Here is a 26,631-nt window from a genome sequence, read left to right as displayed (position 1 = left end):
ACAAGGGGAAAGAATGCGCATCGGCGCACCGACTCGCTCACCGCATTATCATAGCAATTTCCCCGGCGTGACATACTCACGCTCATGCCATATTGAGCCAACAGGCTTTGATAGAGCTGGCTTGTGTATTGAGAGCCACGATCACTGTAGTGCAATATACCGCCTGAGGGCGACGCTGTTGCCGTGCCATACGAAGTTCGTTCTCCACTACTGACCTCGACAGAGAGAGGTAAAGAATGAGGAGGGAAAGCCGATAGAAGGAGGAATGGGAGCACCAAGAAAAGCCGATTGGCGAGAAGAAAGGCGCAAACGCGCCTGGGTCCTCAAACATGAGGGATGGAAGCAAAAAGATATTGCCGTGGCATTGGGAGTGAGCGAAGGAGCCGTGAGCCAATGGATCAAACAAGGAAGAGAAGGGGGAGAAAAAGCCCTCAAAGCGCATCCTGCAAAAGGAGCGACACCTCGCTTGACGGCTGAACAGAAGGCGCACATTCCGACGTTGTTGGCGAAAGGAGCATCAGCCTATGGGTTTGTCGGGGAGGTCTGGAATAGTCGAAGACTAGCCCAAGTGATCAAACGAGAGTTCAAGGTGAGCTATCATCCCGACCATTGTGGTCGCCTTGTCCGCGAGATGGGGTACAGTATCCAAAAACCGGTGGAACGAGCGACACAACGTAATGAGGAGGCAATTGAAGACTGGAAAGAACATGAGTGGCCCGCTCTAAAAAAAAAGCCGCACAAGAAAGGCGAACGATCGTTTTTGTAGACGAATCAGGCTTTTATCTTCTGCCGATGATGGTGAGAACCTACTCCCCGAGAGGACAGACCCCGATAGTGCGTGTCAAGTTGACCCGCGATCATCTCTCGGCAATTGGAGGCATCACCCAAGAAGGGCGAATCTTCATGCAAACACAAGAGCACGCCTATAGAGCCGAAGACATCGTACGATTTTTACGAGCCTTACTCCGCAAGATCTCAGGCAAGTTGCTCATTATTTGGGATGGCTCGCCAATCCATCGCGCGAATGTGATCAAAACCTTTCTCTCCAGTCCAATAGGGAAACGGGTGCATCTCGAGCGGTTGCCTGGCTATGCTCCTGACCTCAATCCTCAGGAATACGTGTGGAATCTCCTCAAACGCCGCGAACTCAAAAACCTGTGTTGCCAGGATCTCACTCACCTCAACCAAGAGCTTGTGCGTGCCAAAGAGCGCCTGCGTCATCGACGCGATATCCTTCAACGTTGTTTTTCTTATGCACTTGGTGAAGTTTAGTTGTTTATGACGAGGTCAGTAAGCGAAAGTGTTCTCAATTGGCTTCGGGTTCATACACACCATCGGCCCATCTCCTTTAGTCACGCACAAGAGACAAAACAGGTGGCAACAGCCCAGCTCTCAGGGCCGCAATCTGTCTCTATCTACACCGGCGTATTGTTAATTTATAAGCAATAAAACATCTATCGTATTGGAGGATACAATAAAGAGAATGGAAGAAACACAAACGAAGAAACGCCTCTCCTTTCTTGATCGCTGGTTGACTCTCTGGATCTTCCTGGCGATGCTTCTCGGCGTTGGTATTGGCTACGCCATTCCTGGCACTGAAGCCTTTATCAACCGCTTTCAAGTGGGAACGACGAATATCCCTATCGCTATCGGGTTAATTTTGATGATGTATCCACCCCTGGCGAAGGTAAAATATGAAGAGCTTGGTGATGTTTTCCGCAATTGGAAAATCTTGCTTCTCTCCTTAGTCCAGAACTGGGTCATCGGCCCTGTACTCATGTTCGCACTTGCACTGCTCTTTCTCCGCAATTACCCGGAGTATATGATTGTTCTGATCATGATCGGCCTGGCTCGCTGTATTGCCATGGTGATTGTCTGGAATGAACTGGCAAAGGGCAATAGCGAGTATGCCGCCGGCCTGGTGGCCTTTAATAGCATCTTCCAGGTTCTCTTTTACAGCGTCTATGCCTGGATTTTCATTACGCTCTTGCCACCCCTCTTTGGCATCACAGGAAGCGCAGTCCATATCAGTATCGGTGCGATCGCCCTCTCCGTCTTCATCTATCTGGGGATTCCCTTCCTGGCAGGGTTACTCACGCGATTCGCATTGCTACGCTGGCGAGGGCGTTCCTGGTATGAGGAACAATTCATCCCTAAAATCAGCCCTCTCACGCTCGTTGCCTTATTGTTCACCATCATTGTCATGTTTAGTCTCAAGGGCAATATTATTGTTCAGATTCCGCTCGATGTCGTTCGTATCGCCATTCCCCTGGTGATCTACTTTGTGGTGATGTTCCTGGTCAGTTTCTGGATGGGGAAACGGGCTGGGGCCGACTACAGCAAAACGACGACTGTCGCCTTTACCGCAGCCAGCAACAACTTTGAACTAGCGATTGCCGTCGCGGTTGCGGTCTTTGGGCTGCATTCGGGAGCAGCCTTCGCGGCAGTGATTGGGCCCCTCATCGAAGTCCCGGTGATGATCGGCCTGGTCAACGTCGCACTCTTCTTTCAGCGGCGCTTCTACGGAGTCCATGTCCGGCCTGCCCCTGTGGCGGTGCAGCAAGCCGGAGATGATGCTAGTTGTCCGTAGTGTTCTCTCTATGATCCCGTGCTCATCTCACAATAGCGAGGCTCAGGACAAGAGCCTCGCTGCGGCTTCTCTCCTTCTCAGATCTCTGCTCCACGTAGATGCCTTTTCATGGTTGACGGGAGTGTCCGGCTCTGGTATACTCGGTAAAATCGACATATTCCGATATGATGAAGTGAGCGAGCCATGAGCGAACTAACCGCAGATCTTCAGGAATTCTTACACGGGTTAGCAAGTGAGACCCGCCAGCGCATTCTCTTTCATGTGTTTCTCGACGGCCAGGAACACACTGTGGGACAGGTTGCGCAACAAACAGGGCTAGGGCAATCTACGGCATCTGAACATTTAGCCGTTCTGAAACGAGCTGGTCTGCTCACCTCTCGCCGGGAGGGCAAGGAAGTGTATTACCAGCCCGACAAAGACCGTTCCCTCAAACAACTGGCGCATCTCACCGACCTTATTACGCGTTGCTGCGAGCCTTAAGCCAGGACGTGTTCCCCTCACAACAAGGAGCATTGGTGGTTTGCTTGCTGTTCTTTATTTCGTCAATTCGGGAACTGTAGAAATGTAAAGGAGCGAAGCTGTATGTTTGATACACTCGTTATTGGAGCTGGACAGGCAGGGCTTGCTGCTGGCTCTGTGCTTCAAAAAGCCGGACTTCACTTTGCGCTCTTGGAAGCAGGAGCATCGCCCACTGGTTCATGGCCTCATTACTATGACAGTCTGACCCTTTTTTCCCCTGCCCGCTTTTCGTCGCTTCCGGGACTGCCCTTTCCTGGAGATCCAGAACGCTACCCTTACCGAGACGAGGTGATCGCCTATCTGCAATCCTATGCCCAGCATTTTCACTTGCCTGTGCATGTGCAGTCTCGTGTGGAACGGGTCCAGAGAACAGAGCAGTATTTCCGTGTGGAAACAGCCGCCGGGACATCCTATGAAGCCTTGAGTCTCATTGCCGCCACCGGGCCATTTCAGCATCCCTCCCTCCCTCAATTCCCCGGACAAGACCTTTTTAAAGGACAGATCCTCCATTCGTCAGCCTATAGGCGTCCAGAACCCTTCCAGGGGCAGCGCGTTCTGGTGGTAGGGGCAGGTGAATCTGCCCTCCAGATCGCGGTCGAGCTTGCCCAGGTTGCACGCGTCACGATTGCTAGCCGGGCACCACTGCGCTTCCGTCCACAACGTGTTCTGGGTCGCGACATTCACTTCTGGGCCTGGCTCACTGGCCTGGATCGTTTCCCCCTCAGCACCTTTTGGGAGCGCCATGCCCCCACGGCAGTGATTGACACAGGACGCTATCAGCCTGCTTTTCAGGAAGGGAGGCTTGAGAGACGCGTCGTGTTTGACCGATTTACCGCAGAGGGGGTGATGTGGGAAGATGAGCAAGAAGAACCAATTGACAGTGTGATCTTCGCAACGGGCTATCGTCACAATCTAGGCTTTCTGGCCGATCTTGGGGCGCTTGACGCCGATGGGCAGGCAGTGCAGAAGATGGGCGTGAGTCTGACGACGCCGGGGCTCTACTACCTGGGGCTGGAGTTCCAGAGAACGTTTGCTTCCGCGACCTTGCGAGGAGTTGGCCCAGATGCGATTGCCATCATGAAACCTCTTCGGCGCTATCTTCAGATAATTCGCTCTTCCCCAAGAGAACGTGAGACCACACTTGCCTCTGTGAGAAGGTAGCTCTCACCTGAAACCGATCTTTTCTTCCTTCATAGGAGAAGAGACTCGCGCCTCCTTATTTGTTGTTACGCTCAACGTTGTTATTGACAACGATATAAAGAAGAGGTATACTCTCTCCAGTAACTTGTTGCTAGTAGCAACAATGTTGAAGACTCAATGAAACAGGTGACGCGATGAAGAAGCAGTATGATGTCGTGATTCTTGGCTCTGGACCAGCAGGATATATGGCCGCAACCTATGTTGCTCGTGCCAGGCTGTCTGTTGCAGTGTTTCAGGGCTATCAGGCGGGTGGGCAATTAATGCTCTCGACCGAGATAGAAAACTTTCCCGGTTTTGATACCGGTATCCTGGGACCCGAGTTAATGGAACGACTGGAGGCGCAGGCTGAGCGTTTCGGAGCAGAACTCATTCCACAGGATGCGATTGCAGTCGACTTTCGATCTCGTGCGTTTGTGGTCCAAACGGATACCGATGAGTATCATGCACGTGCAGTGATCGTTGCCACGGGAGCCAGCGCGCGCTGGCTCGGACTTCCCAACGAACAACGCCTCCTTGGGCGCGGTGTTTCGGTCTGTGCCACCTGTGATGGCTTCTTCTTCCGCGAGAAAGACGTTGTGGTGGTCGGTGGAGGGGATACCGCGATGGAGGAGGCGTTATTCCTGACATGCTATGCCAGGCAGGTAACCATCGTTCACCGCCGCTCGACGTTTCGTGCCAGCCCGATCCTGGTGGAAAAAGCACGGCAACACCCCGGCATTCGTTTCATCGTGGAAAGCGAAGTGGTAGACGTTCTCGGGGGCGATGCTGTAGAAGGCATTTACATACGCAACACACAGACAGGGACCGTCTCTCAGTTACCGGTTCAGGGCGTGTTTCTCGCCATTGGGCATCATCCAAACACCGATCTGTTTCGCGGGGCGCTGCAACTCGACGAAGAAGGCTATATTCTTCCCGTCGAACGGACGATGACCTCCATTGCAGGAGTCTTTGCTGCCGGCGACGTGGCTGATCCTTACTACCGCCAGGCCATTACCGCAGCGGCAGATGGCGCTCGTGCCGCGATGGATGTGAGACGATGGTTAGAGCAACAACAGATTGAGAAGAGAGACCTGGTGCAAGAGACCGTTGGCAGTGTCATCGAGGTCACACGAATGCCGTAGCGCTCACTTTCGCTGAAAACCCTGTCCATCTGTTGTCTGACGCAACGTTGTTATTGACAACAGAATAGCGAGGGGGTATACTGATCATATCACTCGTTGCTTGCCGCAACGAAAAGGTTAGGAGGAACACGATGGGATCTCATGTATCGACAGGGGCTTTGTTACGAGAAGTCGCACGCCTGCATGTGCAGCTGCAGCGCAATTGTGTGGCCTATTGTAGGGGAACGACCTCTACCCAGTGTAATGTGCTGACAGAACTGGGACGAAGTGGCCCTGTAACGCTGGCTGAACTCAGTCGCCGGGTTGGTCTGGATAAGGGCTGGACCAGTCGCGCCGTTGAGCAACTGGTGCAAGAAGGGCTGGTAGAGAAAGTCGCCAGTACGCGGGACCGGCGTACGGTTCAACTGTCCTTGTCTGCTGCAGGCGAGGAGCGCCTGGCCGAACTGAGCGGCACCCTCAATGACCTGGCAGAGCAAACATTCGAACATATTCCCGCAGCACAGCATGAGATGGTCCGTTCCTCCCTCGAATTGCTCCAGCAGGCCTTACAGACCTTGACCACTGAGGCGGAGGCAACTGACAGTGCTGATCAGGGAGGGGCAGCATGCGGGTGCGAGTAGCCACGGTTGCTGATGCCTCGGCGATTGCAATTATTTACAATCAGGGAATCGAGGATCGGGTAGGAACGTTTGAGACGCAGTTGCGCACCGAGGCTATGATCGCATCCTGGTTTGATGGCATGCATCCCATTGTCGTGGTGGAGCAGGAGCAGGATATCATCGCCTATGCTTCCACCTCCTTGTATCGCTCGCGTCCCTGCTATGCTGGCATCGCGGAGTTTTCGGTCTATGTTCGCCGCGATTGGCGAGGTAAGGGGGCAGGGCGCCTGGCGATGGCGCATCTGCTTCAGGAGAGCGCTGCTGCGGGATTCTGGAAACTGCTCTCACGTGTGTTTGTGGAGAACGAGGCCAGCCGGGGCCTGTTACGCTCACTGGGATTTCGTGAAGTGGGCATCTATGAAAAACATGGGCAACTTGATGGCACCTGGCGCGATGTGGTGATTGTCGAATATCTCATTGCGAGCAATCTTGCTACTGCATCCTTTGACCTATCATCTCGTCATCATATATAGCAAAAGAAAATACCATTCTATTCGTTTCTTTGGAAGGAGACACTCAATGCATTATGCTATGACCGCTGAAACACACGCTTCGCTCCCAATTGCCATTATTGGTGCGGGACCGGTTGGACTGGCTGCGGCTGCACATCTTCTGCGCAGCGGAGAAACCCCTCTTCTTTTTGAAGCAGGCGATACGGTAGGGGCTTCAGTGTTGCGTTGGGGACATGTTCGCCTCTTCTCTCCCTGGCGTTATATGCTCGATAAAGAGGCGGTCTCGCTGTTAGAGGAAACTGACTGGCAGGCTCCTGACGCTGAGGGCTACCCCACAGGACGTGAGCTGGTTGAGCAGTACCTCGCACCTCTCTCCCAGGTGCCTGCACTCAACCCCCATCTGCACCTCAAGACGCGTGTCCTGGCCGTCACACGCCTGGGATATGACAAGATGAAAACGCCTGGTCGCGAAGAGGCGCCCTTTGTGCTTCGTGTCGAGCATGCCAGTGGTGAAGAGGAAGATGTGCTGGCCAAAGCCGTGATAGATGCTTCGGGGACCTATTTGCAGCCGAATACATTGGGTGCGCATGGCATGCCTGCATTAGGCGAACGAGCCTTGCGACAACACATCTTCTACGGGATTCCCGATGTCCTGGGCAAAGACCGGACACGTTATGCAGGCCGTCGTGTGCTGGTCATTGGCAGTGGACACTCGGCTTTCAATGCGTTGCTTGAACTCGAAGCCCTTGCACAAGAGGAACCCACAACTCAGTTGTTCTGGGCGATTCGGCGCAAGGAGGCTGGTCAGCTCTATGGTGGCGGCGAGAGTGATGCGCTCGCTGAACGCGGGCAGCTCGGCGCACGCATCCGCCGCCTGGTAGACAGCGGCCAGCTGCGTATGGTAAGCAATGTTCAGATTCAGAAACTCTCTCAGACAGCGCAAGGGATTTCCCTGGCGGGTTACGAAACGGAGCTTCCCCCAGTCGATGAGATCATTGCGACGACTGGCTTCCGCCCCGACCTCTCACTCCTCAACGAGCTACGCCTCGCGCTTGACCCGGCGGTGGAGAGCCCGGCAGTTCTGGCTCCGTTGATTGACCCGAATGTCCATAGCTGCGGGACGGTCCCGCCTCATGGGGTGGATGAGCTGACCCATCCAGAAGCCAACTTCTATATCGTGGGGATGAAGAGCTATGGCCGCGCGCCGACCTTTTTGATGCTCACGGGCTACGAACAGGTGCGCTCAATTGTCGCGGCCCTCACTGGTGATTGGGAAAGCGCGCGCCGAGTCGAACTCGAACTACCGGAGACGGGCGTCTGCTCGACGGATAACGGCGGGTGCTGCGCCTCTCCTGCGGCAGAAGCACAGGAAGTCACTGAGAGCGCGGGATGTTGTGCAACGCAACCCACTCAGGTGCCCCTGAACCTCGGGGTCAGGCAATTCTCTGGCGAGGGCCTCCAGGTCGTGGCGCAAGGGAACTGCTGTGGCTAGCAACAATGCTGGGGAGAGGCTCTCCTCTTCCCAGCAGCCTCTGGCATACGCTCCCGCACTGGATGATAAGTATCCTTCTTCCAGGCGCTCTTCCTATGGCTGGATTCTGGTGGGAGCGCTTGGCCTGACCACGATTCTTTCGTACGGGACGACACAATACCTCTTTGGCACACTTATCGTTCCCGTGAGTGACACCTTCCACTGGAACCGAACCAGCATCTCCAGTATCTATGCGGTGAGCTTGCTCCTCGCCGGACTGTTGGGCGTTCCCGTTGGGTACCTGGTGGATCGTTATGGTGCTCGCCTGTTCATGACCCTGGGGTCTCTGCTGGGTGGACTGACCTTCTTTGGATTGGCATCTGCGCATGCTGCCTGGCAATTTGCGCTCTTATGGGCGGGAGGCATGGGCATTGCGATGGCGTTATTCCTCTATCCGGTCACCTTTACCGTCATTACGACCTGGTTTGAGCAGGGACGAGGCAAGGCTTTTGCGGTCCTGACCTTTCTGGGTGGGCTGGCATCACCCATCTTCTTTCCCCTGGCGGGGGCCTTGCTCCCCATGATGGGCTGGCGGAACATGCTCTTTCTCTTTGGGGGGCTCCATCTCGTCATTGCTGTGCCGCTGCATGGACTGCTGCTGCGCCGAGCACCCAGAAGAGAGCGATCACAGAAGCCGCAAGGGCACGCATTATTGCGAGAAGATGGGGTGACAGCGCGCCAGGCCTTGCGCCAACGTCCGTTTTGGATGTTGACCGTGTCGTTTGCCATCGCCATGCTTGGCAATACCGTCCTGTTTACGCACCAGGTCGCGCACCTGATCCAGCGAGGATATGATCCAGCGCTTGCCGCGACCCTTGCCGGAGGATTAGGGCTGGCAAGTTTACCAGGACGCGTCGGGCTCAATCTTTTGAGCGAACGCGTTTCCCCACGTGTGCTGCTTGGATTCTGTCATGTGGTGCAGGCCCTGGGGGTCGTCTTTCTCATCCTGGCCCCATCGATTCCCTGGTTGCTGGTGTATGTGCTGCTCTATGGGGCGGCCTTTGGTGCTATCTCTCCGCTCAAAGCCTCGGTGATTGCGGATTATTTTGGCAAGAAGGCGTATGGAGCTATCACCGCGCTGCAAGGGCTGCCCATTGCCCTGTGCAATGCGGCAGGTCCCCTGGCAGCAGGTTGGCTCTACGACCTGCTCGGGCACTATGACCTCGCGTTCTGGTTGTGTGCTGGGGGATTTCTCCTGGCGGGCATCGGCATTGCGCTCACGCCCCCAGCCAGGCATTGGATGCCAGAGGTGAAGACGCGAGAGCGCGAAGTATAAAGAGAGAGAGCATGGTGGCAGACCTCACGTGCGAAAGGCCTGCCGACATGCTCTCTCTTGTTGGTGCTTTACGCAGCCAGTTGCCAGAGCGTGGCAAGGAGAAGGGTCGCTGCAATACGTAGCGCCTCTGGCTGTACGCGCTCAATCGCATCACCAGGGGTATGCAACTGTGCTGCCCCAACACTCATTCCCACCGCAGGAAATCCCGCCTGAACAAATGGTCGCTGGTCAGAAGCAATGTTGCCTACAATAAGCGGGATATCGAGCCAGCGCCCCGCCTGATCAAGGGATTGGAGTAAGGGGTTGGTCTGCGAGGCTGGCTCAATCCAGACGGCGTCATTGAGACAGGCAGCCCCATCTAGATTGAGCATGAGCGGCGCGTCCCCCTGTGCTTTGAACTGAGTGGCCAGGAAAGAGGACCCTTGTGCCCCGACTTCTTCCGCATCAAAGGCGACGAAGAGGAGAGGGTGCCTGAACTGGAGCCGAGCTTGCGTGATCACTCGTGCCAATTCGAGTAAGACCGCCACGGCAGCCGCGTTATCTGTGGCGCCGGGGAGGCGCGGACCTCCCACATCATCGCCAACACCATCATAATGCGCCCCCAGAATCAGGGGCGCATTGGCCAAGCGCTCATCGGTTCCAGGACGTTGCGCCAGAACGTTATATCCTTGGGTCTGGTGCGCAAAGACGGGAACGCGTGCGCGTATCCTTGTCCCTACCAGGTGTGCGTGCAGGTCTGCGCGAACTGAGAGTACGGGAAGGGCAACGGGGGCACTGGCAATGATACGCTTTACCAGGTAGCCATCAGCGGTTGCGTAGAGAGGCGTAAGCAGACCAAGCGCTCCTTGTTGGGCAAGCTCGCTGGCCAGCGTCGTGAATGCCGCCCCCTGTGGCACGGCATCAAGCGCAACCCACGCTCCCTGATAGCGATCACGAGCACCCTCTTCCGAAAACGCAACAACTGTCCCTGCGACAATTTCAGGCTGAAAGGCGGAGCGTGGGTGCCCACAATACTCGGTACGCTGTACAAAGGTGCGGAGCACCTCACCCTCCGATGTCACCTGTTCCAGCAGAAGTGGGGCAGCCTGCTCAAATACTGGAGCCGAAAGTGGAAAGGCCTGTGTGGTTGTCTCCCACTCTAGGGTCTTCCATTGCTCTACCAGAAAATCCGTTGCCCCTGCGTGTCCCTGCGTCCCCACACGTCGACCAGCAAAAGCAGGAGCACACAACTGGTGTGTGTGCTCCATCATACGATCCGGATCAAGAAGCGTGAGGGCCGCGAGAAGGTCAGGCGGAGCAGTGTGCTCAGTTGCCATGTCAGTCACCATGCGGTCTCTCCTTCCACCTAGTCGTTGTTATTAGCAGCATCGCTGTTGGCTCGCAGGGGAATCTCCTTGCACGGGTTCCCCACAACACCCGCCTGTCACCTGCGTCTCAGTGGAGAGGGCGGCATTGGATGTGGGTTCGCCGCAACATCCCGTGCTTACGGCCTGGCTGGTCGTGGGTTCGCCGCAACATCCCGTGCTTGCAGACTGGCTGGTTGTGCCACAACATCCACTCTGCTGTATCGGCAAGGTTGAAACGGTGGGAAGGCCGTGCTGAAAACCACCTTTAGCTGCTGTTTTTGACGAATTGGAGATCTGGGTCATAAATGCGTGCTCCTTTGTTTTTCTTTTCGTATGTTCAAAATTGTGTATGCCCTTTGGCATGTTCATTTAGGTAGACGTGACGCTTCGCCAAAAGACGCAACAATTTCATATGCTGTTACTGTGTACAAACTGTGAAGACAACAAGCAAAGATTAAGGTGTAATTGGAACCAGACTACAACGGCTGCGTGTCCAGATGCGTCCTTTTTCATCCGGCTCCGTCTACATGGATAGAAATGATTTTAACAACAGGAAGGGACATGAAAATGTTTCGAGAAGAGGCATTGGCGCACTGGCGCCAGCAGGACTATGAACAGGCTCGTCTTTCCCTGCATCGGTTTCAGACAGCATGTTTGGCCAGGGAAGCAGGCAGGAGAAAAAGCGCGTGGATGGATGGTGTCTCCACCAGGCTCAAGCACGGAGTTTCGCTGCTCATTGGCACAAATAGCATCAGGAACGCTGGCACGCAACTCTGTTGCTCTTCCCAGCCCTTGACGTGCTGTGCATAATACAGGCAGATACACTCCATCAGAAAAGAAGGTACGAATGCATGGTTCACACGGTTGAGTCTGCCTGGCAAACACTCCATGACCCCCTCTATCGCTTTATCCGTCGACGCGTGGCAACCGAGGAGCAGGCTGAAGACCTGCTCCAGGAAGCCTTCCTTAAGATGCACACGCAGGTCGACTCGTTGCGCGAACATGACAAGCTAGAAAGCTGGATGTACCAGATCGCGCGCAATTTGATCATTGATCACTATCGCAAAAGGAGGCAGGACGTTCCATTAGAGGATGCCGAGGAGATGCTGCCTCTCGATGAAATTCCAGAAGAGAACGTACAGGCGCAATTGGCCGCGTCGGTCGCTAGGATGATTGCGTGCTTGCCCTCTGCGCATCAAGAGGCTCTTCTGCTGACCGATGTGCAAGGTGTCTCGCAGAAAGAACTGGCAACGCGTCTGGGTCTCTCGTTTTCAGGAGCCAAATCACGAGTGCAGCGCGCGCGCGAAAAGCTGAAGCAAGTAGTACTGGATTGCTGCCACATTGAGTTTGATCGCCTCGGGCACGTCATTGACTACTACTCCCATTGCGCCTGTTGCCAAACACAAAAGCACGAGAAGGATGGTTGCTCTACTGAGCAGTGTGCATGCACGTCTCAAGCAATTCATCCATCTCCTCAGAGAAGCATTGCCTTGCCAGTTGTTAATGCAAGCTTGACCTCTTGTGAGAGAGGCTGAACAGCGGGAGATCCCACAGGAGACACAGTAAACTTGATGCTCTTCTATCAACGTGGAGTTCTTGTTAGCTGAGTTTTCTCCCATTGATGAAGGTGAGCTTATAGAACCACGCGACCTAGATGACATATTAAGTGACATCCATGAATTGTTGGAGAAAAAGGGAATAGCGGTCACCATGTAACTCAAAGACCACCCAGGCGGCACGATGTTCCGCCTGCTCAATGTGCTGCGCATCCTCGTCTCGGGCCTCCACCAGGGCTCTGGCACTATTATGTCTCTTTACCTCCGTCCTCGGCCTGGTGCTGCGCTCGCGCCCAGAAGAATCACCGCTTGGTATCGCTATCTCCGCGGCTGCGGTCCTGATCATGTCCTGGTTGTGGTTTATGAAACGGCGTATTGCTGCTCGGATTGACAGCGGCGCATTGTGTGGTGACGCGGCCAATTTCCTCACCTGTGGCTACATGGTAGGCTCAGTCCTGGTAGGGGTTCTGCTCAATGCCTTGTTCCACTGGTGGCGGACGAAAGGTGTGGCGGCTCTGGTGTTTCTCTTCTTTCTCGTTGCCGAAACCCGCGAAGCTCTGGAAGAGGCTCGCGGAGAGGGTGGGACGATAATGATGACTGAGCCAAAACGCCAAAAGGAGAATCATTCTTGCCGTTTTTTCAGAGAGCGAGGACCTCTCAGGAGTATTGACTGCTTCGTGGTGGTATCGGCACAGAGCCCTCCAGAAATTTCTGGAGGGCTCTGTGCCGATACCACTGATCCTGGTTTTTTCGCAGGTTTCCTCATGCAGAATGTAGGCAAATCTCTACTCATAGAGTCTCAGCATTATTTGCAGTGCTGAGTGAAATTTGTAGCATATTGTGGCAAAATTTTGGCACGATATGCTTCAGAGAGAATATGGCATGATATCCTTCACAAAGGAGTTTTGAGTTGAAAGGAAGGGATTTTCATCGTGCGAGTGGGCTTGCGAAGAGCGTCCATACTGGAGCGGCTTCACCCTTACCGATGTTCTGAAATCGACTGAGATGTGGATTGCTCAGAGAGTGCAGAGGTTCTTTCGTCAAACGATCTCCTGCCAAGATATCCTTCACAGAGGGTATATGCATCATCATACCCATCGAAACCCGTGGTACACTGGTAAAGCACCAGATCAAAGAAAGGCAGAAAGAGAGCTCTTCTCCTTCCCTTCCGTTTTCTCACTCTTCTAGGAGCTTGTAACGCATGTCATCTATTCGACGCGCACAACGAGCAGACAGTCCCTTGTTGACCACTCTTGTTTGCACTTCTCATGCCTACGGTGGGAAGTATTACACTATGGTCAAGGACATCAACATCACCTCGGAGCAGATTGAGAAGGATAGTGTCTATGTGTGTGAAATCGATGAGCGAATCGTCGGTTTTTACCGTCTCCTCAACCATGGAGAGAAGGCCGAACTTGATTTTGGCCCTCGAGTATGAACGGACCGGATTACAACGCTAAGGCGCTTAGCGTTGTAATCCGGTCCGTTCATACTCGAGGGCCAGTTCCTCCATTTCCTCCCATGCAATCTTGGGATCTCCACACCAGCGGCTGCTTCTGCGGCCAAGAGATGCGACTTGCTGTCTCGAAAAACGCTAAAACGGCCTTCTGCCATCCTGAGTGGTCAATTGCAACGCAGCCCTAGTGCTCTGTCAATTTTCATCCGAAAGGTTTTACGCCGCCTGCGGCGGCAAGGGGAGAGACGCAGAGGGGCGTCAGCCCCTCTGCGTCTCTCCCCACCTTTCCAATCAACTTTGACAAAGTACTAGCGTGTGGTGGTTGCGGTGCGGTAGAACTCGGCTGCTGTGACGCTGGCGGGAACACCGAGTTCGGCGGCGACCGCGGAAATCGCGCTGGCGCCGACGGCGAGGTCAGCCTGGCCGTCGGTGCTGAAATACGGTGCGTAGAACGTCTCGTAGTAGGCTCGGACCTCGTCTGCGGTGTATCGGCTGAGGAACGTCTGCATGTGCCGCACCGTGGTGTCGGGTTCGTTGTGGATCACCTGCAAGGCGCGCCGGTGGGCTCGTACGACGGCCTGGACCGCGGGGTCATCCGGATGGATGTGCGTGGGGTCAACGGCTACGCCTGCGGTGGGGATCTGGAAGTGGTCGCCGACCCAGCCCAGCACCTGCCAGCCATGTTCAGCCGCTATCACCTCCGGTACGACGGCGCTGCCGACCAGGGCGGCGTCGATCCTGCCCTCGTACAGCCAGCGCAGGTCCATGCCGTAGTCGCCGGGCAGGCGGACGATGCTGTGGATGTCGCGGTCCGGGTCCAGGCCGGCCTGGCGCAGCATGATCCGAGCGAAGCACCCGGGTCCGGTGTGGGGGGGGTGTACCGCCAACCGTCGGCCAGCCAGGTCGGCCAGGGAGGTCAGGCCGGGGCGGGCGAGGAACCAGAACAGCGGGCGGTGGGTGTTAACCTGGAGTGCGATCCAGGGAATGCCATTGGCCAGCCGGGACAGCAGTGTCCGGCCGAGCCCGATGGTGGCGCTGTGGCGCAGCCGCTCCTTGTCCCAGGAGCAGGCGTCGCGCAGCGCGACGTGGACGCCCTCATCGGCGTAGTAGCCCTCCTGGTCGGCGATATAGGCGGTAAGTTCCTCGTGCAGGCCCCGCTCAACGTAGGCGAGATCGATCGTGTACATAAACATTTCTCCTTGATTGTGTCACGGCCATGCGCCAGTGCGGCCTTGGCCGTGCCCAGGCTGAGAGCATATCTTTCTCCAGAACAATGCTCTCAGCATTGAGACTCATGCAAGATTCTGGCAACTTCAGATGGACTCTCTACGTCAGATACAGAACAGCTTTGCCGGTGAATTGCCTTTGCCGCAAGCGTTGCACGACCTCACCGATGTCGTGCCAGGAAGCCTCCACCTCGATTGGCGTCCGCAATTGCTGCTCGGCTACCAGTTGTGCGAGCCAGGCCAGGTCACGAGATGCAGCACGACGATCGAATTCTGCAAACATCACCAGCTTGTAGAGGGTAACTCCCCCGGCAACCATGAAATTTCTGATATCAATGGTGACTTCTGGAGATGCCGACCAGCCCAGCGTGACGCAGGTTGCACCTGGTGCCAGCAGAGAGAATGCGCTCTTCAGTGCTTTTCCACCGAGCGACTCGATAATCAAGTGGTAAGGGCCATAGGCACGCGCTGGCTCAAGATCGTCCCCTACGATCACCTCATCGGCGCCCGCCTCGCGGACTACCGCCTCGTTGCGAGCATCGCGAGCCGTGCCGACGACAAAGGCACCGCTTCGCCGGGCGAGCTGATGCGCGAAGAGTCCCACCCCACCGGTGGAACCGGTAATCAACACTCGCTTGTGCAGGAGCGACCCTCCTTTCTCAAGTGCCCTGAGCGCGGTGAGTCCAGCAGTAGGTAAGGTTGCCGCCTGAGCAAACGTCACGCTGGCGGGAAGTTCGGCCAGCCTGTTCGTAGGAACCGCCACCTGCTCAGCCCATGCGCCTGCATTAACTATGCCCATCACCCGGCTCCCGACCTTCGGACCCGTCCCATTCGCCGCTTGCTTGATGACGATTCCTGCCAGATCCCAACCGGGTCGCCTGCGCTCTTTGACTCGTATGATTGCATCTCCTCGATTCAAAGAAAATGCCTCAACCTGAACAAGCGCTTCCGACGGGCTAGGCTGGGGCGCTTCGACCTCTTCGATGGCAAACCGTTCTGGAAAATCAGGATCAACGACTATCGCACGTATTGAACTCATTTATCTCTTTCCTTTCGTCTTTGACCAATTTCGCCTTGTGTCAGACACTACTTGTGCAAAAATGGCATCGCTCTTTGCCGGCGATTTCAGCAACAGCTTTCCCGCCTTAGATTAGACGTCACTGACACATTTGAGAGGGCCGCACGTTACGCCAATAGCCAGGGAGGTCAGGCCGGGGCGGGCGAGGAACCAGAACAGCGGGCGGTGGGTGTTAACCTGGAGTGCGACCCAGGGAATGCCATCGGTCAGTCGGGACAGCAGTGTCCCGCCGAGCCCGATGACGGCTTCGTGGCGCAGCCGCTCCTTGTTCCAGGGGATGCCATCGCGCAGCGCGACGTGGACGCCCTCATCGGCGTAGTAGTCCTGCTGGTCGGCGATGTAGGCGACCAGTTCCTCGTGCAGGCCCCGTCCGACGTAGGCGAGATCAATCGTGTCCATCAACGTTTCTCCTTTTTCCTTGATTGTGTCACCGCCATGGGCCCGCGGCACGCGCGGGCCCGGAAGCTCGCGGTCCATGGTGCTGAGGTGACAGTGGGCAGGATGCGGTCCAACCAACGGTTGGACCGGGACGGTATGGCCCCGTGTGCAGAGAGCAGCAGGGCGTCAGTACATGGACATTTCACCATTAACCGCAGCTGTGGTGCCGGTCATGAAGGCGTTGTCCTCGCTGGCGTAGAAGGCGACCACCTGGGCAACGTCGCCAGGGTGTGCCAGGCGCCCCAGGGGGGTAGCGGCCACCTGCCGCTGCTTGTGCTCCTCGTCGAGGACACCCACCATGCGGGTATCCTCCACCAGGCCGGGCTCGACGACGTTGACCGTGATGCCTCGCGGGCCTAGTTCCTGGGCGAGATACCAGGCGAACTGCTGGTAATTTGAGTTTATGATCGAAGAGTTGCAGATGATATGATCGAAAATCGACAGAATCTTCGAATTTGGTCGTTCTGTTGCGTGACTATACCGCTCCAGTTCTGAGCTGACGTCGCTCTTCCCTGTAAATGAGCTGACTCATCGATTCTTTCAGAAGGGTGAGTTTGCCGAGGAGGAAGCGCGTTTTGCACCTCTACACGAAAAAAAGAGGAATGATCCATTCGAAGATTCCGTCGATTTTCGATCATGTGGACCATAACTCTTCAACCGTACAGTCAAATTACCAACTGCGTTAGTGCGGCCTTGGCCGTGCGAAGTCGCGATCATGCCCTCCCGGGGCCGGCGGCTGAGGCCGATACTGAGAGAGATGTGACGAAATCGCTTTTCCCGTTCTCATTCTCTTCACGGTTTCCCCACACGTTAGTGAGGCACTTTTGAGATCGCGTCTTCCAAACGGCTGATCTGATCCAGTTCGGGGATGCACGGCCACAGCAGCAGCTCGTCCACGCGCATGTCCGCAAACTCCTGGACAAGGCCACGCAGAGCTTCTGGCGTGGTACGTACTCCGGCAGCTACCTGTGTCGCCGCTGGTCCTAAGAACGCGTAGTAGTCCCGCACGGTTCGGTTCACCCAGTCAGCCACGTTGGGACCCAAAGCATAGTGCGAGGTCACGACCAGGCGCGGCTTGCCAGACCTGCCAGCCTCCTGCCAGACCTTTCTGGTCATCTCCAGGGACTGGCGCACCATCTCTGGACCACCACCGCCTACACCGACGAGTGCTCCGTTGCACCAACGAGCGATCCGCTCGCTCGCTTTTGGTGAGTACCCCCCCATCAGCAGCTCCGGCCCGCCTGGTTGAACGGGCACCGGGCCAACCTCTCCCAGCGTCCCACTGACGGGCTGGCCAGACCAGATCTGGGTCAGCAGTGCGAGCTGCTGATCGAAGCGCTTGCCACGATCGCGAAAGGAGGCCTCCACCGCCAGGAAATCATCCTCGCGCACGCCAACGCCCAGGCCGAGCGTCAGCCGACCGTTGGAGAGCGCGTCCAGGCTGGCGGCCTGCTTGGCAAGAAGAGCCGTCCTGCGCAACGGCGCGAGCAGCACTGCAGTCATTAAACGAATGCGCTTCGTCACACCCGCGACCGCTGCCAGCGTCATCAGTGGCTCGTAATTCGGGTACACCACTCGGTCAGTCACTCCCAGGCTCGAAAAAGCCGCGCTGTCTGCCAGCCTCGCCCACTCCAGAAGCAACTGCCCCTTGACCCCAGGAATGTCTGCCAGCAGACCTATAGCAATGTTCATCGTTCACCTTACCTCTCACGTTCTGATTCTACAATGGGAGTTAGGAGAGAAATTTCGTCTGAGATGGCTTGCAAGGCGATGTTTGCTGACTCCCTCAGTGGAGACATCAAGGCGCTTCTTAGGCCGACTCACAAGCTAACTCCCACTGGAGACTGACGATTGTCTGTATCCAAACACATTGTTAGTAGGCCCAGTGCTACAGATCAGTAAACGCCTTTGCGCTAACGTTACGTAAATGCCCTTGAGAAGCCTCCGCAGCTATAAACTGGTAGTGCTTAGGGACGTTAAACGTTTACGTTACGCCGTACGCATCACTGGAGTGACAGTATGCTCTGGTAGTTCATAGCTCAGTACGCTAGCCACCGACGTTTACGTTACGTTGAATGCCAATGGTTAAAAGTAAGCTGCTACGAAGTGCAAAGTAGCGGGAATAAACCATGTTCAAGTGACTTTTCATACATTAACATCGAAAAAGCATGGCTGTATTTCCTGTTTCAACTGTTTTTCTCGGACCCCAAAGCTGCTTTCTGCCTACGCACACGCGAAATCTGCCTGAGAACCACACAAAATTCCTCGTTATTTCATCGCAAGCTCTTGATGCATGCTACTTTGCACTTCGTAGCAGCTTACGTAGCACTGGGCCAAATAGTTCAGCTTCGCTTCGGAATGAAACCCGGAATCCCGGTCTCCACTACCGCATTGAGTCTCTGTCTAGTTTGGATTTGGTTGATCTTGTCAAAAGCGGTCTTTGGAATAGCGCGGATGTTGAAGTTTTCCTGAGCGCGGGCTGGTGTCTTCGCAGTGGTGAGAACTGCCGTGCCACGTTGGATTGCCCAGGCAAGCAGAATCTGTGCTGGGGTTTGGTTGACTTCCTTTGCGATTGCCAAAATTGCCGGGTCATCGAGAGGGCCCGGCCTTGTTCCATGACCTAAGGGAGCAAATGCCAAGAACACAATGCCCTTCTGTTTGCAGAATTCCAACAACTCTGCTTGTGGAAAATAAGGATGCGATTCAACCTGAACAACGGCAGGTTTAATTCTCGCAGAATTGTAAATGCGCACGAGTTCTTGGAGACGGATATCAGACAATCCAATGGCTCCGCACTTGCCATCGTCAACGAGACTTTCCATAGCCCGCCAGGTGTCGATGAGACTCACGCCTTCGTCGTAAAGGATATTGCCATGTTCATCCCGTGGGTCATAGTCGTCCCCCGGTCGAAACGCAAATGGAGTGTGAACGAGGTAGAGATCTATGAAACTGATTCCGAGCCTGTTCCGACTCGCCTCAAACGCCCGCTCAACACGCTCCGGACGATGGTTGGTATTCCATAGCTTTGTGGTGATAAAAAGATCCTCCCGCGTGATTCCGTCAGCCTTGAGTTTTGCCTGCAATGCTTCGCCTACCTCTCGCTCATTCCCATATCGTTCGGCACAATCGAAGTGTCGAAATCCGACTTCCAAGGCGCTTCTGGTCGCACGTCTTGTCTCGGTCGCGTCCGGGATCAATGTGCCAAAGCCGAGAGATGGAATCTTTCCGCTTCCGAAGTTGAGCGGTATTGTTTCAAATCGAAGTTCAGAAGAGCGATCGAATGTCATTTAGAGCTTCTTTCTGGCATGCTACTGAGCGTGTGCACTGTAATTGACGAAGAGACGTTCTAAGTTTGTTTCTCTTGAGAAGAATATACCATCGCTTTTTCATACCGTCCAATATATAGTATAATATCGCTATCATATATTATATAATATGAAAAAGGAGAGAAACGGTGGAACTCTTGCAGCTCAAATATTTCCTGACCGTTGCACGATTGGAGCACATGACCCGCGCAGCGGATGAGTTGGGGATTGCCCAACCCCCTCTCAGCCAGACCATTGCTCGCCTGGAGGAAGAGTTGGGCGTGCCTTTATTTGACCGTCTGGGGCGAAACATACGCCTGAATCACTTTGGTCAGGCGTATGTCCGGCGCGTTGAGCGCATCTTCGAGGAACTTGAACTGGGCAGGCGTGACCTGAGCGATCTCGCGGATGGCAGGCAAGGACAGATTGGGCTCGCGATGCATGTGGCAACCCACCTGCTTCCAGATCTGCTCAGCGCCTTTCGCAAAGATCACCCGGGCGTTCATTTTTTGCTCTCGGGGTATCAGGCCAATTCCGTCACCAGCCTGGTGCAGCACCTTGCCAGGGGAACATGTGACCTGTGTATCTCCTCTCCTCCACTCCAACAGCCGGGCATCACCAGCGTTCCCCTGCTGACTGAGGATATTTGGCTTGCTTTTCCCTCAGCCCACCCGTTGGCCCGGCGCTCCCAGATTCGTCTGCAGGAGGTTGCCCAGGAAGCCTTTATCAACATGCAGCCAGGGGACAGTTGGCGTGAACTGACCGATAGTTTCTGCCAACAGGCTGGCTTTCGTCCCAGGATCGTTTTTGAAAGTGACGACCCCTCGACGATTCGAGGATTGATCAGAGCGGAGCAAGGCATCGCTTTTGCGCCAGCGATTTCCTGGCACGGATTAGTCGATCCAGCCATCATCCAAATGCCGATTTCAGAGCCGAAGTGTCAGCGTACGATCGGACTTTCCTGGCTGACCGATCGTCGCCTCTCAATGGCGGCACTGCAATTCCGCCAGTTTGTCATTGATTATTTTGCTCGCCTCTCCCTGGCATGATGCGTGTCTTCCATCACGGCATAGACAGTCTCTCTCCTCTGCTTCTGCGCCGGGCTTCCTGGTGAGAGACGTACTGACGACGATGAGCGCTCTTTTCGGTTCTGTCAGAACTGAGAACACAGAAGCAGATCAAAGCTCTATGGAACACTGGTACTGCTCGTCTCTTGTTATGAGGCTGCTTGCTGCAGGGCTTGCAAGGCTGCAAGCCGATCGAGGAAAGCCCGCCGTCGTTCGGAGAGTGAGGTCGATTCTCCCATGATACGACGCGGACGGAGATAGTTCCGTAATTCGTCAAAGGCACAACAGAAACGTGCTGCCGCTTCAAACGTCCCAAAGCCACGCATTGGATAGTAGCGTTGCTTGATCCCTCGATGGTCTTGCTCCAGCCGATTATTGAGATATTTACTTGTCCTATGCTGCACATAACTGCTCATCGTCTCTCGGATGGCTCGTGGATAAGAGTTATGCCCATCGGTCGTGACGAGATCGGGAGCATGGCCAACCACATCAACAGCTTGCTTGAAAAATCGCTGAGCTGCCTCCATATTCCGCTTCTCGCTCAACATGGAATCCACCAGATTGCCATCCTGGTCGATAGCTCGATACAGATAACACCATTTCCCGTTCACTTTCACATAGGTTTCATCCACATACCATGAGGTTCCAGCTTTTCCTCGGCGCTTCACACGTAGGTGATCGGCGAGCAATGGAGCAAATCGAGCTTCCCAATCCCTCACTGCTTCATGGGTGAAGACAAAGCCACGCACCAAAAACATCTCTGTCACGTCTCGCAGGCTCAGTTTGTAGCGCAATCGCCAGGTGACAACCAGGAGAACTGTATCTGTAGGATATTCTAGAAAGTTGAAGGCCGTGCCCGTTCGTTCATTAAAAAGCCGTTTGCAGGCAGAGCAGCGAAAGGTTCGATAGCCAAGAGTGGTTTTCTTGCATTGTTCTCTGGTAGCCGAGGATGTACAGTATGGGCAGTTCATTGATTATCCTTCATCATGTGTTTGTTTCCTATAAACATACTCCATGAGCGCTTCCCTTGCCAAATGTTCTCCTGAGTTCTGACAGAACCACTTGGCCTTGTTCCTTCCTACTACCTCCTTGATCCTTTCCTGGTGACGATGCATGGCTTCTTTGCTCGGTTTGATGATGGTTTTGAAGCCGATGTGAACCTGATCTTTCCCACCGGTTTTCCCGCTGTGTCTTTTGCCCGCCGGAAATTGGCGGATTTCGAAACCCAGAAAGGTAAAACCAATCCTGCTAGCATAACGGTTCAGGGTATGGGTGATCCAGGTTTTACTCGGCTTAAATTCTAGTCCCATCTCGGCCAACCAATCGGCGGCTATGTGTTTGGCCTGTTCTATCACCGCGGGATCCCGGTGAAGAATCACCAGATCATCTGCATAGCGGACAACGGTCGGTTGCCAGCGAATACTTTGTCCTTCTCGCTTCATCCGAGCCGGAAAAGCTGAGGTGACTCGCTCTTCCAGACCGTGTAAGGCCACATTAGCGAGGAGCGGCGAGATTACCGCCCCCTGTGGGCAGCCTTCTTCGGTTGGAATGAGCGTCAATCCTTCCATGATCCCAGCTTTCAGCCAGCTTTTGATCACTCGTCTCAAGGCGGGAAAGGTGGCGAGCTTGGTTAAAAGCGCCTGATGGTTGATGCGGTCGAAGCATTTTGCCAGATCGGCGTCCAACACATATTTGCTTTGGAGCCGAATGCTGAAGCGAATGGCTTCTAGCGCGTCATGGGTGGAGCGTCCCGGTCGAAAACCGTAGGAGTTTGGTTCAAAGCGGGCTTCCCACTGTGGTTCGAGCGCGAGTTTCACGAGGGCCTGGAGTGCTCGATTTGCCATGGTGGGAATCCCTAAACCACGCTTCTCGGTTGTGCCGGGCTTGGGTATCCAGACCCTCCTGACTGGCGAGGCTTTCTGGCTGAGGTTGAGTGACTCGGCCAGTTCCGTGCGTTGACAAGGGGGGAGGGCTTTCACTCCATCCACTCCGGCTGTTTTTTTTCCCTGGTTGTCCTGCGTGACCCGTCGTACTGCCAGGTAACGACTGGCACGGGACCGTATCAAGAGTCTTTGAAGTTGGTGAACTGTTTTGACATCACCGCGTTGTGAAGCTCGATAAATCCGCTTTTGGAGCTTGAAGACCTGCCGCTCGAATTGCTTCCAGGGGAGGTCATTCCATCCATACATCGGCTTTGATTCCGTGTTCATAGCTTATTTGCTCCTCACTGACGTTTTTATCTTTCAAACTGTCGTGCCTACGTCAGCATATCCTTTGGCTTTCCCAAAGGCATTGGCTTTTTAGGCAATCCTTCCTCATTGCAGCATCCGGTTTGACTACCTGCTCTGAGTATTGATCATCTCAGAGAGCCGCGATGAGGTTACTTCGTTCCTCATATCCATTTTCTGTAGCGTTAGGGCGATACTCTCCACCGGGTTTCTTTGGGAGTGAATATCGGTCAGTACATTCGCTGCCGACCCCTTATCCTTGCTCCTTTTGAGCCAAGCCTCTCAGCCCGTTTGGCTTGTTACGGGTGACGGTGTTTCCATGTATCTTCGCTTACGTTACCCATGGCTACCTGCCGAGAGAGAGAATCTCCTTCGGACTAGGAAGTCTCCCTCTATGCTGTTTACCCAAGCTGTTCGCCTCATCTGAGAGTCAGTCAGAGAGGTGTGGGTAAGGCTTTCTCTTGTTCACTTCAAGGGGAGGAGTAGGAATGGCGTTTCCGCACCTCCTTGGATATGAAGTTGTTCAGGTGAATTACTCACCTGACCCCTTTCCCCGGCTTTGTCAACCGTTTCAAGGGAACGAATCACACAATATACACCCGCTTCAGCGGTTGAGGATGATAGCCTCGTTGCTTGAGCGATTGTATGGCTTTTGCCTTCTTTTCTGGAGTATTCCAGATGTCTTTGTCTACTCCAGGGGTGTTCTTGCCTTGGTTTTCCGTCACTCGTCTGACAGCAAGCGCTTTGCCACTGAACGAGTGGGTTAACAAGCGTTGCAGGGCTTTCACCTTGCCCCGTTTGCCTTCCTGTGTTGCCTTGACGATACGCGCTTGGAGCCGACGCACATTGCGGTGAGCGGCTGACCAATTGATCTGGTGCCATTTCATCTCGCTGTGGGAAGCTGCACCAGCAAACATGTTCGCTGTCATCTGCTTTGCCTCCTGTGTCTGTTCGTCAAGTTTTCTCGTCAAGAAAGACCAAACGGAAGTCTGCTCGCTTTCGCGCGGGATCATGTTGTCTCTCGACGTCATCCCTATCCACCTCATTACAGGCGGCTTTCGCTTTCTCCGTTTTCCTTTGCCCGCATTCCCATAGGCCGTCCTTGCGGTTGGCTGTCCCTTTCGGGAGGACTACGGGTTTACCACGTTCCGTATGCATACCCGGATCGAGTAGGTTCTGCCTCTGCGCCGGTGGATACAGCGTCTGCGCCAGGGTAAAGGGGCACACCCTGGACCGATCCACACTGCCTTTTGGCTCAAGCCTGTCAGCATCTTTGGCTTGTTTTCGGTGACGACGTTTTGGGCAGTTCACATCTGTTAACCATACGATCCAACCCTAGTTCCCGACCGCTTTGATGCTAGCAGTCGTAGTGAACTCCTCGCGGGTTCACTACCGCTTTTGCAAGCGAGGCATCCATTGTCCCAAGAGCTTCACACCGCCGGATTACTCCAACCGCATGTCTTGGTAGGGTACTGGGGGCAGAACCCCAGGTGAGATCTTGTTCATTCAAATCTCACAGCTATTCATACAGCTTCGTGTCGCACACCCTTACCCGAACTGGCAGCGTTCCTGGAATCATTTGCCCCGCTGTTCCGCCGACATACCAGCCGAGACAGTATGGAACGCTATCTGACTGGACTGCTCACCGACTTGCCTCACAAAACGTGTGGCACCATCGCAGATGTGGTCGCAGGAACCACCGTTGAGCGCTTGCAACACCTGTTAACTGACGCGGCCTGGGACCCGTTGGAGTTGGACGAAGCACGCGTGAAACGCTTACTGGCCTTGCATCCTGTAGCGGATGGCATCCTCGTTCTCGACGATACCGGCCTGCCGAAGAAAGGGAGCGCCTCGGTCGGCGTCTTTCCGCAATACTCGGGGACCCTCGGCAAGATTGGCAACTGCCAGGTCGTGGTCAGTGCTGAGTTTCTCGCTGATGATCCGGCAAGCAGCACACCTTTCCACTGGCCCGTGAGCGCCCAACTCTTTCTGCCGCAAGCCTGGATGCAGGATGCCGAGCGCCGCAAGCAGGCACAGGTCCCGGAGTCGATCAGCCAGCAGACCAAGCCGGAAATTGCGCTGGGACTGCTAGATCGCGCCAGGCAGTGGGGTGTCCCGATCGGAATGGTGGTGGTCGACGCAGGATATGGAGACAATCCCAACTTTCTGCGCGGCCTCGACGAGCGCCAGATCCCCTACATCTGCGCCGTTGAGAGCACGTTCGGGTGCCGGTTGCCCGCCGAAGTGCAAGCTGCCGCGCTCCAGCTGCCCACCTATCAAGGACGTGGACAGCCCCGCAAACCACGCCCAGCCCCGCTGCACACGGTCAAAGATCTGATCGAAGCGTTGCCCGCCTCTGCCTGGCGAACCATCTCCTGGCGCGAAGGAACAAAGGGCACGATGCAGGTGCAGGCGGTCGCCATCCGCGTGCATTGGGCAACCGGTTCGCCCCGGCACTCAACCAGTCATAGCCGCGTGCAAACCGGACCAGAGGGCTGGCTGCTGGCGGAACGCCCTCTGCCCGGAGCCCCCCCCAGACACCCAGGAAACGCCGACTGCCGAAAAGGCTGGCAAGAAGCCAGAGCCAACACAATACCGGTTTAGCACCTTGCCCCCCGAGACCTCCCTGGAACGACTGGTTCTGCTAGTCCACGCTCGCTGGGTCATCGAGCAGTTTTATGAGGATGCCAAACAGGAATGCGGCTTCGATCACTTCCAGGGACGCAGTTGGAACGGCCTGCATCGGCATCTGGCTCTCGTCATGCTGACCTACAGTTTTCTCATGTTCCATCGCCTCACCCTTCCCCCGCCTCCCGATGAGGCTTTTTCCCCCCTGCGTCACGCGAAGCTCGCTGCCTGGCGTGCATCGCCAGATGCTGCTCTGGCTCTTCCAGGATCTCGTCCTCTGGCTGCTCCACACCCAGCAGGTCGAGTCCTTCCGTCCCAGAAGAAACTAACAAAGTAGTACTATATTACTGTTCAATTCACAACGGAGGCAGGGGATATTCAAGCAGCCAAAATTGACGGGTGCGATGCCGATTCCCCCTACCTTACTACGAGCGAAGGACAGATGGTTCCGATCCGCTATATGCCAAGCGATCCAGCATGGGCGGAGATAGATGGGGTGTCCTCACACAAATTACAGATCTATACGCTGATTAGTGCCGGTGTTGGTATTCTGGCGTTGCTGCTCGTACTTTGGGGAACGCTCCGAGTGGCTGCAAATCGGCATTGAGAAAGGCAGTTCGCAAAGCCACCAGCGCTGTGGCATTATCTCGTTTCCATCTCATCCCTCGCCGTTTCATGCGCCAATTAATAACCAGGGACATCGCTCGCTCAATAATGCCGCTGCCCACCGGATAGCCAGCTTGCCTCCACGCTTCATAGGAGCCGATCCAGTCCCGTTGTTCCTGCAGATAGGTCACAGCCGCTTTCAAGGCCTTGCCTTCCCCTTTCTCTTGCCAACTCTGTAACCGCTTAATGGCTTGATCGACCTCGGCATGCCACAACCAGCTTTTGATCTCAGCGATCTGCTCGGTGAGCCAGGTCTCTGACTTCATGGAAAAGGTTTCATGCCGCTGGC

The 26,631-nt window shown here is 55.1% G+C and carries 29 protein-coding genes and 3 pseudogenes; 17 read left to right on the top strand and 15 right to left on the bottom strand.

Annotation, left to right across the window (positions count from 1 at the left end; all coding sequences use genetic code 11):
* Nucleotides 1-29 precede the first annotated feature (29 nt).
* A pseudogene (locus JMJ16_RS53925) lies at nucleotides 30-182 on the bottom strand (DDE-type integrase/transposase/recombinase); the annotation flags it as partial.
* An 83-nt stretch (nucleotides 183-265) separates the two neighbouring features.
* Here JMJ16_RS53925 and JMJ16_RS53920 point away from each other — a divergent pair.
* The 10 genes from JMJ16_RS53920 (at nucleotide 266) to JMJ16_RS09760 (ending at nucleotide 9,348) form a co-directional block, all read left to right on the top strand.
* Complete coding sequence (locus tag JMJ16_RS53920; protein ID WP_236601227.1) at nucleotides 266-766, top strand: winged helix-turn-helix domain-containing protein; 501 nt, start codon at nucleotides 266-268, stop codon at nucleotides 764-766.
* Nucleotides 712-1,272, top strand: coding sequence for an IS630 family transposase (locus tag JMJ16_RS53915; RefSeq protein ID WP_236601336.1), 561 nt, complete (start codon nucleotides 712-714; stop codon nucleotides 1,270-1,272). Before JMJ16_RS53920 ends, JMJ16_RS53915 begins: the two co-directional genes overlap by 55 nt.
* 211 nt (nucleotides 1,273-1,483) lie before the next feature.
* A complete protein-coding gene (gene arsB, locus JMJ16_RS09795) occupies nucleotides 1,484-2,590 on the top strand; it encodes an ACR3 family arsenite efflux transporter (protein WP_201380786.1) in 1,107 nt (368 codons plus the stop codon).
* A 183-nt stretch (nucleotides 2,591-2,773) separates the two neighbouring features.
* Nucleotides 2,774-3,070, top strand: a complete 297-nt coding sequence (locus tag JMJ16_RS09790; RefSeq protein ID WP_201380784.1) for a helix-turn-helix transcriptional regulator — start codon at nucleotides 2,774-2,776, stop codon at nucleotides 3,068-3,070.
* A 102-nt stretch (nucleotides 3,071-3,172) separates the two neighbouring features.
* Nucleotides 3,173-4,270: an NAD(P)/FAD-dependent oxidoreductase gene (locus tag JMJ16_RS09785; protein ID WP_201380782.1), complete on the top strand. Its 1,098-nt coding sequence runs from the start codon at nucleotides 3,173-3,175 to the stop codon at nucleotides 4,268-4,270.
* Between the two features lie 173 nt (nucleotides 4,271-4,443).
* The gene (gene trxB, locus JMJ16_RS09780; RefSeq protein WP_201380780.1) at nucleotides 4,444-5,430 is read left to right on the top strand and encodes a thioredoxin-disulfide reductase; all 987 of its coding nucleotides are present in this window, start codon (nucleotides 4,444-4,446) and stop codon (nucleotides 5,428-5,430) included.
* A gap of 131 nt (nucleotides 5,431-5,561) precedes the next feature.
* On the top strand, nucleotides 5,562-6,050 hold the full coding sequence (locus JMJ16_RS09775) for a MarR family winged helix-turn-helix transcriptional regulator (RefSeq protein WP_201380778.1): 489 nt from the start codon (nucleotides 5,562-5,564) through the stop codon (nucleotides 6,048-6,050).
* Entirely contained in the window at nucleotides 6,035-6,562 is a 528-nt protein-coding gene (locus JMJ16_RS09770; protein WP_201380776.1) for an arsinothricin resistance N-acetyltransferase ArsN1 family A, read from the top strand. The genes JMJ16_RS09775 and JMJ16_RS09770 overlap by 16 nt, the downstream gene beginning before the upstream one ends.
* 46 nt (nucleotides 6,563-6,608) lie before the next feature.
* The gene (locus JMJ16_RS09765; protein ID WP_201380774.1) at nucleotides 6,609-8,033 is read left to right on the top strand and encodes an NAD(P)-binding domain-containing protein; all 1,425 of its coding nucleotides are present in this window, start codon (nucleotides 6,609-6,611) and stop codon (nucleotides 8,031-8,033) included.
* Nucleotides 8,026-9,348: an MFS transporter gene (locus tag JMJ16_RS09760; protein ID WP_201380772.1), complete on the top strand. Its 1,323-nt coding sequence runs from the start codon at nucleotides 8,026-8,028 to the stop codon at nucleotides 9,346-9,348. Before JMJ16_RS09765 ends, JMJ16_RS09760 begins: the two co-directional genes overlap by 8 nt.
* Nucleotides 9,349-9,416: 68 nt before the next feature.
* Here JMJ16_RS09760 and JMJ16_RS09755 read toward each other — a convergent pair whose 3' ends face one another.
* A complete protein-coding gene (locus JMJ16_RS09755; RefSeq protein WP_201380771.1) occupies nucleotides 9,417-10,676 on the bottom strand; it encodes a M28 family metallopeptidase in 1,260 nt (419 codons plus the stop codon).
* 30 nt (nucleotides 10,677-10,706) lie between these two features.
* On the bottom strand, nucleotides 10,707-10,997 hold the full coding sequence (locus JMJ16_RS09750; protein WP_201380769.1) for a hypothetical protein: 291 nt from the start codon (nucleotides 10,995-10,997) through the stop codon (nucleotides 10,707-10,709).
* A gap of 258 nt (nucleotides 10,998-11,255) precedes the next feature.
* Between JMJ16_RS09750 and JMJ16_RS09745 the strand changes: the two genes are divergently transcribed.
* Together JMJ16_RS09745 and sigZ are read left to right on the top strand one after the other, a co-directional pair.
* A complete protein-coding gene (locus JMJ16_RS09745; RefSeq protein ID WP_201380767.1) occupies nucleotides 11,256-11,504 on the top strand; it encodes a hypothetical protein in 249 nt (82 codons plus the stop codon).
* Between the two features lie 41 nt (nucleotides 11,505-11,545).
* On the top strand, nucleotides 11,546-12,229 hold the full coding sequence (gene sigZ / locus JMJ16_RS09740; protein ID WP_236601334.1) for an RNA polymerase sigma factor SigZ: 684 nt from the start codon (nucleotides 11,546-11,548) through the stop codon (nucleotides 12,227-12,229).
* A gap of 127 nt (nucleotides 12,230-12,356) precedes the next feature.
* Here the strand turns inward: sigZ and JMJ16_RS53910 are convergent, their stop codons facing one another.
* Nucleotides 12,357-12,596 carry a hypothetical protein gene (locus JMJ16_RS53910; protein WP_236601333.1) on the bottom strand — a complete coding sequence of 80 codons (240 nt, stop codon included), beginning with the start codon at nucleotides 12,594-12,596 and terminating at the stop codon, nucleotides 12,357-12,359.
* Between JMJ16_RS53910 and JMJ16_RS56880 the strand changes: the two genes are divergently transcribed.
* Both JMJ16_RS56880 and JMJ16_RS09730 read left to right on the top strand, forming a co-directional pair.
* Nucleotides 12,529-13,071 carry a cation transporter gene (locus tag JMJ16_RS56880; RefSeq protein WP_374228996.1) on the top strand — a complete coding sequence of 181 codons (543 nt, stop codon included), beginning with the start codon at nucleotides 12,529-12,531 and terminating at the stop codon, nucleotides 13,069-13,071. The two genes, JMJ16_RS53910 and JMJ16_RS56880, sit on opposite strands and share 68 nt — an antisense overlap.
* 380 nt (nucleotides 13,072-13,451) lie before the next feature.
* Nucleotides 13,452-13,688 (top strand): hypothetical protein, encoded by a 237-nt coding sequence (locus JMJ16_RS09730; protein ID WP_201380758.1) that lies wholly within the window; start codon nucleotides 13,452-13,454, stop codon nucleotides 13,686-13,688.
* A 326-nt stretch (nucleotides 13,689-14,014) separates the two neighbouring features.
* Here the strand turns inward: JMJ16_RS09730 and JMJ16_RS09725 are convergent, their stop codons facing one another.
* The 6 genes and pseudogenes from JMJ16_RS09725 to JMJ16_RS09700 all read right to left on the bottom strand — a co-directional run bounded on the left by JMJ16_RS09725 (nucleotide 14,015) and on the right by JMJ16_RS09700 (nucleotide 19,735).
* Complete coding sequence (locus JMJ16_RS09725) at nucleotides 14,015-14,893, bottom strand: ABC transporter substrate-binding protein (RefSeq protein ID WP_201380756.1); 879 nt, start codon at nucleotides 14,891-14,893, stop codon at nucleotides 14,015-14,017.
* A gap of 139 nt (nucleotides 14,894-15,032) precedes the next feature.
* Nucleotides 15,033-15,971, bottom strand: coding sequence for a zinc-binding dehydrogenase (locus JMJ16_RS09720; protein WP_201380754.1), 939 nt, complete (start codon nucleotides 15,969-15,971; stop codon nucleotides 15,033-15,035).
* 156 nt (nucleotides 15,972-16,127) lie between these two features.
* Nucleotides 16,128-16,409 (bottom strand): annotated as a pseudogene (locus JMJ16_RS09715) (ABC transporter substrate-binding protein); the annotation flags it as partial.
* Between the two features lie 165 nt (nucleotides 16,410-16,574).
* Entirely contained in the window at nucleotides 16,575-16,793 is a 219-nt protein-coding gene (locus tag JMJ16_RS09710) for an SDR family oxidoreductase (protein WP_236601553.1), read from the bottom strand.
* Nucleotides 16,794-17,258: 465 nt separating this feature from the next.
* A complete protein-coding gene (locus tag JMJ16_RS09705) occupies nucleotides 17,259-18,140 on the bottom strand; it encodes an LLM class flavin-dependent oxidoreductase (RefSeq protein ID WP_201380750.1) in 882 nt (293 codons plus the stop codon).
* 650 nt (nucleotides 18,141-18,790) lie between these two features.
* A complete protein-coding gene (locus tag JMJ16_RS09700) occupies nucleotides 18,791-19,735 on the bottom strand; it encodes an aldo/keto reductase (protein ID WP_201380749.1) in 945 nt (314 codons plus the stop codon).
* 167 nt (nucleotides 19,736-19,902) lie between these two features.
* Between JMJ16_RS09700 and JMJ16_RS09695 the strand changes: the two genes are divergently transcribed.
* Nucleotides 19,903-20,802 carry a LysR family transcriptional regulator gene (locus tag JMJ16_RS09695; RefSeq protein WP_201380747.1) on the top strand — a complete coding sequence of 300 codons (900 nt, stop codon included), beginning with the start codon at nucleotides 19,903-19,905 and terminating at the stop codon, nucleotides 20,800-20,802.
* Between the two features lie 167 nt (nucleotides 20,803-20,969).
* Here the strand turns inward: JMJ16_RS09695 and JMJ16_RS09690 are convergent, their stop codons facing one another.
* From JMJ16_RS09690 to JMJ16_RS09675, 4 genes and pseudogenes are all read right to left on the bottom strand, one after another.
* Nucleotides 20,970-21,791, bottom strand: a complete 822-nt coding sequence (locus tag JMJ16_RS09690; RefSeq protein WP_201380745.1) for an IS6 family transposase — start codon at nucleotides 21,789-21,791, stop codon at nucleotides 20,970-20,972.
* 3 nt (nucleotides 21,792-21,794) lie between these two features.
* Nucleotides 21,795-23,030, bottom strand: coding sequence for a reverse transcriptase domain-containing protein (locus tag JMJ16_RS09685; protein WP_201380743.1), 1,236 nt, complete (start codon nucleotides 23,028-23,030; stop codon nucleotides 21,795-21,797).
* Between the two features lie 608 nt (nucleotides 23,031-23,638).
* Nucleotides 23,639-23,977: pseudogene (locus JMJ16_RS09680) on the bottom strand (reverse transcriptase N-terminal domain-containing protein); the annotation flags it as partial.
* A gap of 25 nt (nucleotides 23,978-24,002) precedes the next feature.
* Nucleotides 24,003-24,359, bottom strand: coding sequence for a hypothetical protein (locus tag JMJ16_RS09675; protein WP_201380739.1), 357 nt, complete (start codon nucleotides 24,357-24,359; stop codon nucleotides 24,003-24,005).
* A gap of 210 nt (nucleotides 24,360-24,569) precedes the next feature.
* Between JMJ16_RS09675 and JMJ16_RS09670 the strand changes: the two genes are divergently transcribed.
* The gene (locus JMJ16_RS09670; RefSeq protein ID WP_307813093.1) at nucleotides 24,570-25,652 is read left to right on the top strand and encodes an IS701 family transposase; all 1,083 of its coding nucleotides are present in this window, start codon (nucleotides 24,570-24,572) and stop codon (nucleotides 25,650-25,652) included.
* Nucleotides 25,653-25,656: 4 nt separating this feature from the next.
* Nucleotides 25,657-26,013, top strand: coding sequence for a transposase (locus tag JMJ16_RS09665; protein ID WP_201380735.1), 357 nt, complete (start codon nucleotides 25,657-25,659; stop codon nucleotides 26,011-26,013).
* 193 nt (nucleotides 26,014-26,206) lie between these two features.
* Here JMJ16_RS09665 and JMJ16_RS09660 read toward each other — a convergent pair whose 3' ends face one another.
* Complete coding sequence (locus JMJ16_RS09660; RefSeq protein WP_201380727.1) at nucleotides 26,207-26,608, bottom strand: hypothetical protein; 402 nt, start codon at nucleotides 26,606-26,608, stop codon at nucleotides 26,207-26,209.
* Nucleotides 26,609-26,631 lie beyond the last annotated feature (23 nt).

The organism is Ktedonobacter sp. SOSP1-52 (assembly GCF_016587395.1).
This window is presented reverse-complemented; position numbering and strand designations above follow the sequence as displayed.